Source organism: Cohnella sp. LGH, from assembly GCF_017671885.1.
Taxonomy (GTDB): Bacteria; Bacillota; Bacilli; order Paenibacillales; family Paenibacillaceae; genus Cohnella; species Cohnella phaseoli.
On sequence record NZ_CP072117.1, the window covers coordinates 6,779,193 to 6,795,629 of the forward strand.

The window sequence follows — 16,437 nt, forward strand, 5'->3', positions numbered from 1 at the left end:
TTTAGCTTTGGTCTGGGATCCTTGCAAAGGTGTCCCATAGAAGGAGCCCGCATGGGCGGATTCCTCTATGGGACACCTTTTCTTTACAGCACCTGAGACAAAATGTCTTCCTTAAACTGTTGGATGGCCACGTCCGTATCGACCGTGAAGCCGCACTCCAAGCCGACGAAGCCGGAGAAGCCGGTATTTTTGATGGCGCGCAAAATGTTGACGTAGTTCATTTCGCCCGTGCCCGGCTGCTTGCGTCCCGGGTTATCGGCGATATGGTAGTGGTTGATGCGGTCGATGTAGCCGGTTGCGTTACGGATGACGTTGCCTTCCGTAATCTGCTGGTGGTAGACATCGAACACAAGCTTGACGTTCGGGCTGCCAACTTGATCGATGACGTCGACCGATTCGTCGGAGCGCTGCAGGAAGTGCCCGGCGTGGTCGACGAGTCCGTTAAGCGGCTCGACCTCCAGCACCATGCCGGCTTCCTCAAGCAATGGCGCGCAGCGCTTCAGCGTCTCCACCATCGCTTGCCGCTGCTGATCCCGCGGTACGCCGTCAAGCACGTTGCCCGTCTGGGAAATGATGGAGCGGACGCCGAGAATACGGCACGCCTCGATCGTCTGGCGAACGCCTTCCACATAATCGTCGCGCAGCGACTCGTCCACCAAACTGATGAACTTCGTGCAAGTGGCGCTAAGTCCGACGCCGATGCGCTCCTGTTCAGCCGCAAGCTTATTCAGATCGCCTAGCTCCCACCACGCATAGTATTCCAGCCCTTGGAATCCGTGCTCCTTTACTTTTTCCAGATGGTAGACGACGTCTTTCCCTGGATAAGCTCCGATACATAACGAAAATTTCATGACTCTCAAGCTCCTCTCTATTAAAGCTTCACCGCTTGGCCGGACAGAGCCGATTCGTTCGCGGCGATTGTGATTTCGTGCGTTTTCAGCGAATCCTTGTAATCGGACAAAATGCGGGATGTATCCCCGGTGCGCAATGCGTGCAGGAATGCCTCGTCCTCGATGTAATAAGGATTGGCGACGTTCGGATGCACGTTCGTTCCTTCGGCCGTCAGCTCGTTAAGCGCGTCGCTTCGCAGCTCCAATACTCCGTTGCCGGTGTAGATGTCCAATCCAACATGGTGTCCGATCGGAAGCAGACAAGTGTTCGAGATCGTTGCGACCATGCCGTTAACCAGCTTCAGTGTCACTGTGCCAACGTCGGGAACGTCGGTGCCTTCGACTTTCTCACCCATTACCTGAAGCGCGTAGGCGGCGTACACTTCGCTAACTTCACCGCATACGTAACGGAGCAAATCAACGATATGCGTCGTCTGCTCGACGAATTGTCCGCCGGACCCGGATTGCACTCTCCACCATGGAACCATCGGCATTCCGCCCATCCAGTAGCCGAGCGCCATGCCGGGCTTGCTGTCCGCCAGCAGCTTTTTGGCAAGCGCCGCAGATTCATTATACCGCCAATGGTAGCCGACGGAGGTAATTAATTTGCTATTTTTCACCTTGTCGCCGATGGAGCGCGGAAGCTCACGGTCGATGCCTAGAGGCTTCTCCACCAGAAAAGGGATGCCGCGCTCCACGAGACTTTCTTCCGCTTCCCCGTGAGCCATCGGAGGAACGCATACATAAACGCCATCCAACTGCGATCCATCCAGCATATCGTCCAATTTTGAGTACGCTTTCGCACCGGAGTGCTCGTCTGCAGCTTTTTGCGCCCGCTGGATATCCAAGTCGTAGAATGCTGCCAGCTCGACGCCCTCCATCTGCACCAAATTGCGAATGTGATGATTGGCAATGCCTCCGGTTCCGATAAAACCAAGCTTTAACGTCATGCGCTGATCCGCTCCCTTACAAGGTAGGATGTCGTATAATTCAACTTACGGTTTCATTGTAGTCCATGTTATATTCAAATTAAATATAAGATACTTCCTATATGGTATCGAAAAATGAAACAAGATGGGGGCGGGGGAATGTACTATGGAAGGCATTTTGTGACGACGGAGTGGGGGCGGCGATTGCCGCTTCATCTGACTAGCATTGGCTATACCGATCAGTCGCCGATTCATCGGGAGCACGGGTTTCAGAGCTTTCATTGGCTGCATACGGTCGAGGGAAGCGGGGAGTTTACGGTTAACGGTACGACGGTTCGTCTTCAGCCGAATCAGGGGATTTTTGTGAAGCCCAATGTGCCGCATAGCTACGTTCCGGATCCGGATGCTGTATGGTCCACATGGTTCATGACGTTCGACGGGGCGCTAGCCAGTCCGATCGCGGCCGCTATGGACATTCCGATGATGACGCCAATCAGTTGGGACGAGGATTGCCCGCTGGCCTTCGTTCACGATCATTATCGAGAGAGAATCGGCCACAGTTACGACTTCGCGGGTATTAGCGGATCTCTCGAAGTTTACGCTTTTCTTTCGTGGCTTAAGCAGTATGGCCGATCGAGCGGCCAGCCGTCGTTGTCCAAGGGGCACGAGAGACTCACCCCGATCTACCTGCTCATCGAGGAGCAGTATGGCGATCCGGATCTTGGTCTTGGCCGCATGGCAGATACGCTGAGCGTCAGCCCGCAATATCTCAACACGCTGTTCCGTAAAAGCTGGGGGATCAGCCCTTATCAATATTTGGTCCAGTTTCGGATTCAGAAATCTAAGGAGCTGTTAATAGCTGATCGAACTCGCACGGTCAAGGACATCGCCGCCTCGGTCGGATTCCAGGACGACAGCCATTTCGTGTACACGTTTCATAAGCTGTCGAGTATGACGCCGGTTCAGTTTCGGATGCAGTATGGGGATTAGGGGGGAGAAGGAAGGGAACAAGCTAAGTCGAGTAGGTAGGAGGATAATATGGCAAAGGTCTGAGCAAGGCGGTGCAGGCGTTAAACGATAGGGGAGCGGCCCATATGACGCATAGGGTTACGCTGTATGAGGAACGAATCATAGCCGCCAGCAGAAAGGTGAAGGATTTCAAAGAATTTTGGCGAATTCTATTTAGGCTATATTTCCAAATAACATTCCCCCCTGTCCATTGTTTTCCCCCATGAGTATCGTGCGTGACTTTTACCGCAGGATCATCATCTTTGTTCATTTTGGAATCGATCCTGGAGGGGTTTCGAGTGATTGTGAAGACCAAGCTATATATTCCACATAAACGCCAAGATTCGGTGCCGCGGCCAAGATTGATGCGCAAGCTGGACGAGGGGCTCGAAGCGAAGCTGACCTTGATCTCCGCGTCGGCCGGCTACGGGAAGACGACAGTGTTAAGCGAATGGGCCAGGCAGAGCGGAATTGCTGTCGCCTGGGTGTCGCTGGACAAGCAGGATGACGAGTGGATATCATTCTGGACCTATGTGACTTCTTCCATTCGGGGGCAAGCTCCCGGCTTCGCGCAGACGTTTATGCCGCTGCTGGCGAAGGGACCGTCGTCGTCATTCGCATCCTCGGAGCCTGCGGTTGCGGCTATGCTGAACGAGTTGAATCGGCTGCCCGGCGAACTCGCGATCGTATTGGACGACTATCATTGCATTGAGCTTCCCGAAATCCAGAGGTCGTTAAGTTATTTCGTAGACCATTTACCTCCTCATATTCATTTGTATATCGCCAGCCGTATCGAATTGCCTATCCCTACTGCCAGGCTCTTGGCCAAGGGAGAAATGCGGCGGATTATGATCCAGGATTTACGTTTTCTTCCGGATGAAGGGGACGTTTTCTTCCGGGAAATCGCGGGTTTATCGTTGTCCAGAGAGCAGCTTGCGGAGCTTTACCATCAGACGGAAGGCTGGATCAGCGGCTTGCAGCTCGCGGCAATCTCTCTGAAGCGAAGCGATAATATTACGGAATCCATCCGGCAATTCAGCGGCCACCAAACTCATATCTCTGATTATTTGATGGAAGAGGTATACCTTCTGTTACCGGAGTCTACCCGCGCTTTTATGCTCCAAACCTCCATATTATCCCGCATGAATCATTCCTTGTGCGATGCTGTCACAGGCCAATCGAACGCTCAAGAGCAGCTTGAGCGATTGGAGAAGTGGAATTTATTCATTACCCCTCTGGACGATCAAAGGAACTGGTACCGTTATCATCACTTAATGTCCGATTTTTTGCGGCGAATGTTTATTCGAACCGATCCCGGACTATGGGCGCAAACGCATGTCCATGCCGCTCGTTGGCTGGAAAGCCACGGCTTCGAAGAGGAAGCGGCCGAGCATTATTTGGAAGGTAGACAGCACGAGGATGTCGTTCGGGTCATTGAGAACAATCTTCAAGCCTTCCTGCAGAAGAAGTTTGCCGTGCTAAGCAGATGGATCCTGCAACTGCCGGAGAGTGTCATCTCGAGGAGACCGATGGTAGAAATGTTCTATCTGCTCCTTCTGATTGGAATCCGGCAGTGGGACAAAGCCTCGGAGAAGATAGAGCGGGCCAAGCTTCGCTATGAAGCGCTGCAAGGGACGATGGATGACGCGGAATGGAAGAACGTCATGGGCAACCTCTATTACCTGTGTGCAACCTCCAGTTATTTCAAGAAAGATTTGACCAAGGTATCCGACTATTTCGAGCTGGTTGACCAGTATGCGCCGGAAGGCAGCTTCTTGCAAACAATCGGGAACAATCGATATAACGGCTACGATGAATTTGAGGATCATTTGACGTTTATTAACGATTATCACGGCGCCTCTGCGCTCTTGTTGAAATGGATCGCCCGGTGGGGAGACAAGATAACGCACCCGTTTGCCGGGCGAATCCAAGCCTCCTACAGCAAGCTGCTCTATGAATGGAATCGGCTGGAGGAAGCCGAGCGCTGTATCGGTCAGGTCCTTCGTCCCCAGGATGCGCCGCCCAACACGAGGAGCATGCTGCAAATTTACGTTAGCGCCTCGCGAATTCAGCAGGCGCTGGACCATCCGGCTCGGGCGGCAGAGCTGCTGGAGCGGTTGAAGGTACAGATCGAATCTCCGGATTATGCCGTCTTTCTGCGGAAGATTGAAGCGGAGCAGGCTTGCCTGGCCGTAAGGCAGGGCTCCCTGTCTGCGGCAGAGGAATGGCTGGAACGATGCGGCATGACCCCGACGGATGAGATCCCGCTGAACGAAGCAGCCGAATATACGGCTCTGGCCAGAGTGCTGGCCGCATGCGGGCGGACGGACGAAGCGCTGTCGTTGTCGGAAAGGCTGCAGCAGTTGTTCTGGAAAGAGGATCGTCTTCGGGAGCGAATCAGAATGCTCATTTTGCAAAGCGTGACGCATTACCGCAGCGGGCAGCCGAATAAGGCGATCGATCTGCTGGAGACGGCTTTAGGCTTGGCATGGCCGCAACGTTTCGTTCGCAGCTTTGTGGATGAAGGCCAAGTGATGGCGGAACTGCTGACCGCTTATCAGAGAGCTCAGCAAGGCCGCCAACCCAGGAATGCTTCTTACGTTCTCTTGAATTATGCCAATCATTTGCTTCAGGCTTTGAACCGGTTGCCGACTGGATCTAAAGCGCCGATTAAGGCGGAGGTACGCGTCCTGGAGGCCGTCCTGGTCGAAGGGCTGACGAATCGCGAGATGGAGATTGTACGTCTAATGGCCGAAGGGATGTCCAATAAGCAGATCGCTTCGCACTTGGGGATTACGGAAGGAACCGTCAAGAGTCACACGAACAATGTTTATGGCAAGTTGGGTGTCCGTACGAGAGTGCAGGCGATCAAAAAGGCAAGAGAGCTTCTGCTGCTAAGCTAGTCGATACTCATTCCAGGATAGCGGGCTATAGACGATCCCCATCGGGACCTCGGCTATAGTCTGTTTTTGTTGGCCCGATTTCGACGCTGTTTGACAAAAAGAGAGTTTTTTATGTTGTCTATAACTTTCTCTAGATGTGCTTTGGTCGTCTTTCATATAGCTTTAACCTTGGCATAGTTTCTTGAGGGAGGAACAAGAATGCGTAACCACAAGGTCAAACCGATAATTGCTGCTGTTATGGCGCTTCTGTTAATGGGGCTCTCCTTGTTGGAAGGCTTCGGGGGCAAAGCCTATGCTGCTGGCCGGGAGATCATGGCCACGGTGGCGGGCTCAGGTTCGATGGCGTTCTCGGGAGTTTTCGGCCATTCTGACACGACTCATGGTTTTGTTTTCGAGGTGTCTGCCGGCAACGCCTTGTTCACGGATACGGACGGAAGCTGGGCGCGTCAATGGATCGAGCTGCTGGCCGGCGTTGAAGTGGTGAAGGGCGGCAGCGACGGCAGGTTTAATCCGAGCGCCTACGGGACGCGTGAACAGGCGGTTGCTATGATTCTTCGTATGCTGACTGTCTGCCGCAACGTCGACCTTCAATGGGCAGATTAAGGAGGACCCTATGAAACGATTACGCTCGTACGTGAGAACGAAGATCATCTCTAAGCTCGTATCTATCATTCTATCGATAGCGCTGCTAGGCACGATGCTGCCGATGATTGCGTTGGCCGAAGAAATCGTTGCTGCATCCGATATTGTGATCGGAACAGAAGCGCCAGTGAACGGGGCAACCCTTGAAGATGGAACAGTAGTGTTCGGCGGTGGTTCGGTTACGGATGTCAAGTGGTCCACGGACGGAACCGTCTATGTCGCTGCGAGCGGTGTTTTCGCGCAAAGCACGGTCTATCGAACCCAATACGTCTTAACCGCCAACTCAAGCTATGTATTCGATCCGATACCCGGCGTATACGAGAAAAACGGAGCAAAAGACATAACGGGCAATATCTCTAACTTAGGCACGGGAACGTTCACTGCGGTTGTTAGCACGGGGTTTACGCTAAACGATACGCTGACGATCGTGATTACGTGGCCGAATGCGACGATCGAGCCCTCCGATATCTCCATCGGAACGATTGCCCCGGTAACGGGAGCGGCAATTGCGGACGGCTCGAACACGTTTAATAAATCCGCGGCTGTTATTACTTGGTCCGACAATGGCACTGTTTTCTCTGCGGCAGGCGGGCCATTCGCGGCTAATACGTACTATTACACGAAATACGTTATTACGGCCAACGAGGGATATGCCTTCGATACCACGAGCCGCATCTATCTGGACGGAGCAAAGTCCTTAGCGGGACGCATTGCTCATCTCGGCACGGGCTATTTGGCGGGAGCAAGCGTATCGACGAATACACAGCCTAATGACACCTTGACCCTCATCGTTGGTTGGGAGTCGACCGATGCAGGCACGGGGCTGATTGTCATCGGGGCCTCGGATATATCAATCGGCACGCTTGCCCCGGTACCGTCCGGAGTCGCCGCGAATGGAACGAACGTATTTAACCATGCGACGGTAACTTATGTGGAATGGAGTCAAGAGACTCCCTTTGCCTACTTGGATGAAGGAGATCCTCTCGTCTCCGGAATGACTTATGCAACGGAGTATGCTCTCCAGGCGGCGAACGGCTATACCTTTGATTCGAGGTCGGCTTATTTAAAGGGCGGGGCCAGAGATCTGTCGAGCCGCATTGCGAATCTTGGATCGGGTACGTTCCATGTGTACGAAAATGAACCAGGCGAGATATCGATTAAGGTCATCTGGCCTCGGACAGGGCTCCTCCTGCCGAACGATATCTCTATCGGCACGCTGGCGCCGGTCGCGGAGGCAGCGGTGGCGGACGGAGTCAATACGTTCAACCATGCAACGGCCGAGGTGAATTGGTCTGCAGACAACGGAGCGACCTACAATCCGGCGAGCGGCACCTATACCTTCGTAACGACTTATAAAACGAAATATGTCATCTCTGCGGAAGCGGGCTATTTCTTTGATTCCGCTGCAGGCGTATACGAAGCCGGCGGAGCGAAGGCGTTGGCCAGCCGCATCGCCAATCTCGGATCGGGCACGTATACCGCAGTCGTGTCGGGCGCTTCGAACGACACTTTGACCATCGTCGTTACGTGGCCGCAGACCGCTGCAGCGCCGTTTACGATCCTTGACGCGTCGGGAATGTCGATCGGCACGATTGCTCCGGTAACGGGGGCGAATGTGGCGGACGGCACGAACGCTTTTGCGCATACGACGGCAAGCGTGACGTGGTCCGCCGACAATGGCGCGACCTACGCTTCCGCAAGCGGGACGTTCGCGCCCGGCAAGGCGTACAAGACGAAGGTTGTGCTGACCGCAGATGCGGGCTATGCCTTCAATCCGACGGCGGGAGTCTACGAATCGATCTCGATCCCGAACCTGGGCTCAGGCACGGCCACAACCCAGGTAACGACGACTAGCACCTCCAACGACACGTTAACGATTACGGTGACCTGGCCGTCGACGGCGTTGGCAACGATCGCCGCGAACGAGCTCGTAATCAAGACGATCGCACCGATAACCGGCGCAAGTATGGCGGACGGCGCCAATACGTTCCCGCATGCGACCGCCAGCATTGCCTGGTCAAGCGACGGGGGCCTCTCTTATGCGGCGGCAAGCGGAGCCTATGCGCCTAATACGGTTTACAGGACGAAATACGTTCTGACGACGGACGGCGGCTATACGTTCGATACAGCGATGAATGCTTACAATGCCGTTGCCGTCGAGAATCCGGGCGGGGTCGTGCTCAGCGCAGACGTGTCCACGTCGGCCACGGCAAACGATACGTTGACGATTGAGGTCACTTGGCCGGCAACGGGCGCAGCCACAATCGTGCCTGCGGATATCTCGATCGGAACGATTGCGCCGTCGACGGGCGCAACTCAGGCGAACGGGACGAATACGTTCACTCATGCAGCGGGCGCTGTGACCTGGTCAGGCGACGGGGGCGCCTTCTACGCAGAAGCGGACGGCACGTACGCCGCTGCCAAAGTCTATAAAACGAAATATGTGCTGACGGCTATGGAGGGCTACGCGTTCGACTCGACGGAGAGCGTCTACGAGAAGGACGGGGCGAGAGACCTCTCGGGCCGAATCGTCAATCTTGGCGCAGGCACATTTGCCGCGACGGTATCGACGGCAAGCTTGCCGGACGATACGTTAACGGTCGTGGTAACCTGGCCGACTACGGGATCGGCCATGATCGTCCCCGCGGACATCTCGATCGGCACGGCGGCTCCGGTGACGGGAGCTGTTCAGACGAACGGGAATAATCTTTTCAACCATGCCTCTTCCAGCATGGCTTGGTCAGCCGATAACGGCGTAACGTATCAGCCGGCCGGCGGGACGTTCGCGATCGGGAAGAGCTATAGGAGCAAGTATGTGCTCATTGCTGCGGCAGGCTATCAATTCAACGCGACAGCGGGAGCGTACAATGCAATCGACATCGTCAATCTTGGCGCAGGCACGTTCACGGCCCAGGTCACGACGACAAGCGTGTCCAACGATACGCTCACGATCATTGTCACCTGGCCAGCGACGGCGATTACCGATTCGATCAAGATCGACATCGGCAATACGACCGACTTTCGCGTGTATTCGGGCAGTACGCTTATTCCCGAGCAGGGACTCATCGTCTCCGCGGAGAGCGATTACAGCATTACGCTCGTTAACAAATCCATCGATACGATGAGTCCGTCTGCGCCGCTCACCGCCGCGATGGTCAAGAGTATTTCCGTCAGGGACGGTCTGGGCAACGATGTGCCGATGAGCGTGCAGACTGTATTAACCGGCGTCGCGCAGAATCATCCGTGGAGCTTGAAAATCACGATCGATCGTAACGCGACGGCGGCGGCCAGGCTAATTACGATAACGGTGAATACCGATACGGCCAGGAGAATCGATATTCGCAACCTGATCGGATTTACGAATCCGACGATCGAATATTCGAATCCGAGCCTGGGAAGCGCCAACCCATACGAATACGGCAATTATTATTACTTTCTTGCCGGAGATCCGTTAAAGCTGCAGACGACGTCGAGCGGGCTGATTCCGGCCGGCGTGCAAATCGTGGGCAAAAACACGTCCAAGACATCGCCCGTGACGAATACGCTGTTCGACACGACCAGCTATCGATTCGGCTACGCATTCTCTATGCCGAGCGAGCCGATTTTTCTGTCCGTGACCTCGACGGATGGGAAAGCCGCGCATAATATCGCGGTGCAAGCGACGATTCCCGGCGTTGTATCGCCAACGTTGTCCGGAGGCCCGCAATTCGTGCAGGCGACCGTACGAGCCTCGGCCACCGATTATTCCGGCGCGGTCATCACCGTCGATCCGGGAAGCTACAATGCTCGAATGTATAAGGTTACCGGGGTCGAAGTACGCTCCGACCTGCTGAACGTTGCTTTGCCGGTGACGTCTAACGGCGACGGTACCTACTCGTTCGTCATGCCGTTTACCGACGCGAACGTTACCGTCCGGGTGCAGAAAGTCGTGTCGAATCTCATAGAGACGGAGATTACGACGAATGCGAACGCGGAATTGACAGTCGAACAGGCAGAATATTATCCGGGTGATACGATTAAGGTGCAGATCGTGAACAAGGATTCGGCGAAATACGTGTCCAAAGTACAAGTGTACCAGATGTCTGGGGCTGCAGGCTCCTTGGTCAAGCAGATACAGCCGACCAATCCCTACGACTCCAGAATCGACGTCGGCATAGCGCCTTACCCGTCAACCGCCCAACTGACGGCCGGATCGACAATTAAAGTCGTCGCCCAGTTCGCGGACGTCTCGATTCCCGTTACAACGGCAAGCGCCGCGCAATTCTCAAGCTATCCGGTCAGGGCGAGCCTGAACGAACCGATTACGTTCAGCTTCACGCCGCCGAGCGATTCGAGCAAAATCTACAAGCCGGTCGTTCGGTTTCGCGATCGACTGAACAACAAGACCGTATATGCCTGTACGTACGTAAGGTCCGACCCGCAGGATCAGACCAGGAGCATATACACTTGTCCGGCCGTTACGAAGAACAGCATCGATCTGGTCGAATTGCTGTACGATGCGATCGATACGAATTCTCCGGCGGCAGGCGGGGCGCCAGGCGCAACGAAGCTCAGGAACATCGCCTCCGTCTCGCCGAACTCCAGATTGGCAGGCCTGTTCAAGACGATCAACGTATACGGAACGAATATGAACGGTCAAGGACAAGTGTTCATCGGCACGTCGCCGAATCCGACGCTGGTGGCTGCCATAACGGATGCAACGGAGACCTCTCTGGTCGTACGGGTGCCCGACGATATGTTGCTGTCCCGCACGACAGACGTTACGTATTACGTGTCCAGCAACGGCGTGCAGCGGTCTGTAACAATACCGGCAGCCGCGAGCTTGAGCCACACCAAGTTCGGTTATATGGCCGTAGTCGCGGACAGCCGGTTCAACCATTCCGTTATTGTCTCGGAGAGCGAAAAGGATTTGACGCAGCAGTTGGGCGATCGCACGCCGGTCATGACGATCAAAGGCAGCTTCACGGCCAGCGCAAGCACGAGAGGCGAATACGTGTTCAACGGTACGACGACTCTTAACGGCGGTCTGGCGGTCTACTTGTCGAAGGAGTGGAGCAAGCTCATTGTGCGCGACGATCTCGACGGCTCGGTCAGCCTGACAATGGAAGACGTCAATATGACCGCAGGCTCGTTCAGCATCATCTCGAACGCTGGCGGCTCGATCAGACTGGATAAGGGCATCGAATATATATCCGAGTATGCAAAGGACGAGGAAGGGGAACTGGAGGATCCGACCAAGCGGAACATCGAAGTGCTGATCCGCAACCAGAACAAGCTGATCGTGGTGGGGAGCGGCATGCAGGCCGGCATTACAGGGGCCACGCTGCTCGACGACGCCGTCATCTTCGACGGGAAAATTTATTTCGGCATGGCGCTGCCGGGCAGCGATTCGGTGGGGATCAATCTGAACATCGATCGGCTCCAGTACGGCATGGACAATAAAGGGAATCTTAGCTTCCAGGGGGTTGCGGCGGAAGGCTCCTTCACGCCGGGCACGGAGATCTCGAAGAAGCTGCTCGGCGGGTTCGGAATTAACGGCAGCGCGGAAGGCTCGATCGATACGTTCAACGGCAATTACGCCGTCGCATTCGATGTAGACGCCAAGCTGGCGAATTTGGCGTCGAGCTTGAGCCTGAAGAGGAACGGCGAGACCGGTCTGCTTATTCCCGACTCGATCAAGATCATCGTCGGATTAGAGAACGGAATTCCGGTAACGCCCATGACGCCGATTGCGTATTTGACAAGAGTCGGCGGCGGCGTCTCGGGCCTGGCGGACACGATCAGCGGCAACTATAAAGGCATCGCGCCGATCTTGATTCTGCTCACCGGAGATTTCGAAGTCGGAAGCCTTATTCCGGGTGCCGGCCTGCTCGAATTCAGCAACGTGGAGCTCGCGATCGGGCCTTCCCAGATTGAGCTGTCCGGGAATCCGACCCTGCTGAAGATGTCGATCTTCGACAAATTCCAGGCCGGCATCTACGTGACCCAATCCTCTGTATCGTATCAAATGCAGATTGCAGCCAACATTTTGAAGAACTTCTCGGTCATTCTGGCTGGAGGCAATGCCAACCTGACTTATTACAGAAACAACGGCTTTAATTTGAACGGGCAGCTGCGCGGGAGACTCCAGGTGCCGGAGATCGATGTCGGGCTGTTCTCCATCGGTCCGTATACGTTGCTCAACAGCGACGTCGGGCTAAGTAATACGAATGCCTTCGCGTCGTTCAGTCTGCTTGGTTTCGGATTTAAGGTGAACTACGGTTTCGGCAGCGGTTCCGTTAGCGTGGGACGCCGCAGCTTCTCCTCGGCGCAATCGGGACCGGCAGGACAGACCGTGTACGACGAGAATGGCGCGGCGCTCGGACAGATTAACGCTTTCTCCAACGTGCGGCTTGTCGCGTCGAGCGGGGGCTCGCCAAGTCTGCTAAGGACGTTTGCGGTTGAGCCGGCGATATCGACGAATGCCGAGGGAACGGAGCATACGGTGTCGCTCCCGGCGGGCTTGACGGAGGATTACGCGGTGCTCGTATCCGCCGATCCGGACGATCTTCGCATCCTGGACCCGAGCGGCAACCCGTACGGCTTGACGTATCCGGGAACGTTGGATGACGGAACGCCTTATTACGACGATCCGAACGCGAACGCGGCGGTCGTGTCCGAGAACACGGTTATGATTCGTCTGGGCGCGGAAGCGGGAGATTGGACGATTGCGTCCGGCCAGCCGTTCAACAGCTCGATTATTGCCATTGCGCCGGTTCCGGAAATTGCGGAAGTCTCCTATGACGCCGGAGCGGATAAGGTAAGCTGGGATTTGTCGGGACTGGATACCTTAACGGAAGACTATCAAGTCGAAGTCCGTCTGTCGACGGACAACGGCGACGATCCGAACGCCAGAAGTGCAGGTGTGCTGGTCCACACGTTCAGTGTCGACGCCGCGGATGTAACGGACAGCGCGGCATCCGGCAGCTATACGTTCACGGAGCAGGATTTGAACTATTTGCAAAGCGGTCAGTATTACGCAAGAGTGACGCTGGTCGGAAAGCCGATTTCCGATTCCTCAAGAGTGATTCCGTATTCGAGCAGGAATGCGAAGCAGGCGATGAATGTCGTCAATCCGCTCGAGCCGGGCTTAATTAGCGGCGTAGCCGTATCTGCGGGCGGCAACGGTACGATTCATGCTTCGTGGAGCGCAGTCTCGGACGCGGACGGGTATCTTGTTCGGTTGTACGATGCCGACGGCAATGCCGTCATATCGCCTTTGACGTACACTGACGAGATTGGCAGTGACGGCAAGCCGACCGGCAACCGAGTCGCGCATGCCGGCAGACCCATCGAGTACCGAGTGGCAGCTAGCGACGAGGCGAACGGACAAATCAGCCTCCGCTTCGGCGGGATAGATTCGGGCGCCGGCTACAGACTTGCCGTCACGCCGTTCGCCTACGCGGACGACGCGGAGATGAACTCGTCGTATATTTACGGCCCGACAACGGTGACGGACGTCGTCGACGTTCCGCTAGTCAAGCTCCCTGTCATTCACGTTAAACCTAGCGCGGGCGTCATCGCGAACGATTCGCTGTTAGGCAAGGTGCTTACGGTAAACGGCAATTTTACACTGGATGCCGCGACCACCTATGTGAGCGCGGAGGACGGACAGACGCGAGATTTGAATGTCAAGTTCACCCTATGGCAAAGCGACGGAACGCTAGACGAAAACACCAATCTGCCTCATTTCGTACAAGTCTATGCCAGCGGCGATTATGAGAATCGGGCTTCCGTACCGATTACCGTAGGCGAAGACGCAGGATCGACCTTGCTGCGAATCGCCGCAGAGAACGATCAAGGCGACGTATCCGAGTACGGATTGGCCGTTCACTACAACAGTCTCCCGCCTGCTTTGTTCGTCGAGACGGGAACGGACGGGAAGATCGCCGCCGATTCGTCCGGGTCTTACCGAATTGCAGGCAGCACGGTTCCTTACGCGAGCGTGATGGACGACCGAGGGAATCGTACCACGGCGGACAGTGAGGGTCAATTTAGCTTAAGCGGCACGCTCAGTACCGGTACGCAAGCTTACAGCACCATCACGGCTACCGATTCCGTGGGGAACGTTGCACAGGACGATGTCTCAATCGTTAAAAGCAGCCAACCGGCTAACCCGGGAACAGACACGGGCACGAATGGCGGCACGAATACAGGATCCGGTGGCGCTCCTGTGAAGGAAGACGGCCAAACCGAAGGTCCGACGGACAACGGAACGCCGGCTAAGAGGACATTTAAGGACGTGCATACAGAAGCGGCTTGGGCCGAAGAGGCGATCGAAAGAGCCTACGGGCTGGGCATCGTATCCGGTCGAACGGCGGATCTGTTCGCTCCGAACAGCCCTACGAGAAGAGACGAAGCGATCGCGATGCTGGTCAGAGCCCGGAAGCTGGCGATCGGCAAGCAAGCCGATCTGGATGCTGCTGCGGCGCACTTCGCCGATTGGCACGAGCTGGCTCAGTGGAGCCGACCTTACCTTGCGGCTGCGTATGCGAACGGATTGGTGACGGGCAAGGCGCGCCAAGGCAAGTTTTACGTCAACGGAGCTTCGCTCGTCACGCGGGCGGAAATGACGGTACTGTTCCAGAACGCTTACCGGCTGACGGCTGACGGCGGCAACCGCAAGACGTTCGGGGACGCGATTCCGTCCTGGGCCGCGAATAGCGTGGATATCCTGTCTTCCAACGGCGTGATCAACGGATATCCGAATTCGAAGTTCCTGCCTGCGTCTAACGCAACGCGCGCGGAGATCGTGGTCATGTTAATGCGCCTGATCGATCGGCAGGAGCAAGACGCGCCGGCCAAAGACGAGTAAAAGAGCGGCAAAGTCAATCCAAGTTAATCCAAGTCAATCAAAGGCCCGTATCTTCCTTCCGGAAGTATGGGCCTTTGAGGCAGGTAGGAATCATCGGGCCAGCGCCGGATATGCCATGATAATGACATAAGGCTACTTGTGAACGAAGTTGCCGGTTGATAATCGTAGGATTTGAGTTTGACCAGCCGCCCGACGAATTTTCGTTCCATGCAAGGAACTTTTGTGAAGGTGTACCGGGGGTACGTCAAGCAAAAGTGACGAAGCAGGGGGCGAAAAGGCGGTGAAGGTACCTCTGAGCGGGTTTGCATACAAGCCCCTAGGACGATATCCGAACAAAGAAGGGAGCTCGAAGGGATGAAGGCGCTGATCGTAGACGACGAATATTACATCTGGGAAGGCTTAAAAAGGTCGAACCTTTGGAATGAGCTGGTCATCGAAGTGGCAGGCGAGGCGGAGGACGGCGCTTCTGCATGGAGCGCTTACCTGGAATGCCATCCGGATATTATGCTGCTGGATATTAATATTCCTGAATATAACGGGATAGAGCTTGCCAAACGGATTCGCGGTCACAGTGCGGACACACAGATTATTTTCCAGACGGGCTACGATGGACGTCCAGCGGCAGGCTCTACTTCTGGCCTAGGGAGTTCACGTTAGACAACTATGTCTACATGTTTAACAAAGGCGGTCTAGGCAAAGGAGCTCTGATTTCCGTATTACGGGTGGTCGTGGGGACGGTTACGACCTTGTTCTGTTCGGGTTTATTAGCGTCTCTACAAGGTTCAACTGGTTCATGAGCAGGTAAGTCGGAACGAGCCCCCGCTGAAATACATTGTAATCAGAAACACGAAGCGGGGAAAAATCTTCGGCCGGAATACCACCTTACAGTCGTAATATAGTCTGCCGCTGTAGCCGTATTCAGCACCGTCGGACATTGGAACTCCTGGTTCGACGTCATGCTGTACAACTCCTCAGGCAAATGGGATACGCTGCAGGTCTATTTGCGCAAAATTCTGCTCGACATCGAGCAGATCAGCAAGCTGATGAACGATCAGCAGCATATGGAGGAGATGAGGAAGCTGACTCCGGTTTCCATCCGGGCTTCGACAACGATACTCGTCACGCTGCCGATCGTCGCTGCCTACCCGTTTATGCAGAAGTATTTCATTGGCGGCATTACAATCGGGGCCGTCAAGGAATGATTGTGTTCT

At 55.3% G+C, this 16,437-nt stretch carries 8 protein-coding genes; 6 read left to right on the top strand and 2 right to left on the bottom strand.

Features of this window, described 5'->3' with window-relative positions; all coding sequences use genetic code 11:
* Positions 1-83: 83 nt before the first annotated feature.
* Complete coding sequence (locus J4772_RS28120; protein WP_209072398.1) at positions 84-851, bottom strand: TIM barrel protein; 768 nt, start codon at positions 849-851, stop codon at positions 84-86.
* 20 nt (positions 852-871) lie between these two features.
* Positions 872-1,840: a Gfo/Idh/MocA family protein gene (locus tag J4772_RS28125; protein ID WP_209072399.1), complete on the bottom strand. Its 969-nt coding sequence runs from the start codon at positions 1,838-1,840 to the stop codon at positions 872-874.
* Between the two features lie 138 nt (positions 1,841-1,978).
* On the opposite strand from J4772_RS28125, the gene J4772_RS28130 reads away from it, so the two are divergent.
* The 6 genes from J4772_RS28130 (at position 1,979) to J4772_RS28155 (ending at position 16,428) form a co-directional block, all read left to right on the top strand.
* The gene (locus J4772_RS28130) at positions 1,979-2,809 is read left to right on the top strand and encodes an AraC family transcriptional regulator (protein ID WP_209072400.1); all 831 of its coding nucleotides are present in this window, start codon (positions 1,979-1,981) and stop codon (positions 2,807-2,809) included.
* Positions 2,810-3,126: 317 nt separating this feature from the next.
* Entirely contained in the window at positions 3,127-5,730 is a 2,604-nt protein-coding gene (locus J4772_RS28135) for a winged helix-turn-helix domain-containing protein (protein WP_209072401.1), read from the top strand.
* Between the two features lie 198 nt (positions 5,731-5,928).
* Entirely contained in the window at positions 5,929-6,333 is a 405-nt protein-coding gene (locus J4772_RS28140) for an S-layer homology domain-containing protein (protein WP_209072402.1), read from the top strand.
* Between the two features lie 10 nt (positions 6,334-6,343).
* Entirely contained in the window at positions 6,344-15,226 is an 8,883-nt protein-coding gene (locus J4772_RS28145; RefSeq protein WP_209072403.1) for an S-layer homology domain-containing protein, read from the top strand.
* A gap of 354 nt (positions 15,227-15,580) precedes the next feature.
* Positions 15,581-15,883, top strand: a complete 303-nt coding sequence (locus J4772_RS28150; RefSeq protein ID WP_209072404.1) for a response regulator — start codon at positions 15,581-15,583, stop codon at positions 15,881-15,883.
* Between the two features lie 299 nt (positions 15,884-16,182).
* A complete protein-coding gene (locus J4772_RS28155) occupies positions 16,183-16,428 on the top strand; it encodes an ABC transporter permease family protein (RefSeq protein ID WP_209072405.1) in 246 nt (81 codons plus the stop codon).
* Positions 16,429-16,437 lie beyond the last annotated feature (9 nt).

Coding starts and splice junctions, on each gene's coding strand:
- J4772_RS28120 (WP_209072398.1), bottom strand. CDS start 851: ATGAAATTTTCGTTATGTATCGGAGCTTATCCAGGGAAAGACGTCGTC.
- J4772_RS28125 (WP_209072399.1), bottom strand. CDS start 1,840: ATGACGTTAAAGCTTGGTTTTATCGGAACCGGAGGCATTGCCAATCAT.
- J4772_RS28130 (WP_209072400.1), top strand. CDS start 1,979: ATGTACTATGGAAGGCATTTTGTGACGACGGAGTGGGGGCGGCGATTG.
- J4772_RS28140 (WP_209072402.1), top strand. CDS start 5,929: ATGCGTAACCACAAGGTCAAACCGATAATTGCTGCTGTTATGGCGCTT.
- J4772_RS28145 (WP_209072403.1), top strand. CDS start 6,344: ATGAAACGATTACGCTCGTACGTGAGAACGAAGATCATCTCTAAGCTC.
- J4772_RS28150 (WP_209072404.1), top strand. CDS start 15,581: ATGAAGGCGCTGATCGTAGACGACGAATATTACATCTGGGAAGGCTTA.
- J4772_RS28155 (WP_209072405.1), top strand. CDS start 16,183: ATGCTGTACAACTCCTCAGGCAAATGGGATACGCTGCAGGTCTATTTG.